General features: G+C 71.8%; 1 pseudogene. It reads left to right on the top strand.

What is annotated here, in order from left to right:
* Positions 1–252, top strand: a pseudogene (locus tag SB822_RS59130) (alpha,alpha-trehalase); the annotation flags it as partial.

Raw genomic sequence — 252 nt, 5'->3', positions numbered from 1 at the left:
CCGCCGATGTCGCTTCCGCCGGCCTGCTGCTGGTCCTGCTGGGTGCAGCGATCCCGCCGGCGCATGCGGAAATCGCGGCGCCCGCTTCGGCGCCGGCAGCCGCGAAGACAGCCACGACCGTCTCCCCGGACCAGGCCTGGCCGGAACTGTTCGCCGCGGTACAGGAAGCGCGCCTGTTCGACGACCAGAAGACATTTCCCGACCTGGTCCCGCTGCAGGATCCGGCGCGGATCCGCGCCGGATACCTCGCCC

It is taken from the genome of Paraburkholderia sp. SIMBA_054, from assembly GCF_046534875.1.
GTDB classification, from domain to species: domain Bacteria; phylum Pseudomonadota; class Gammaproteobacteria; order Burkholderiales; family Burkholderiaceae; genus Paraburkholderia; species Paraburkholderia hospita.
This window is presented reverse-complemented; position numbering and strand designations above follow the sequence as displayed.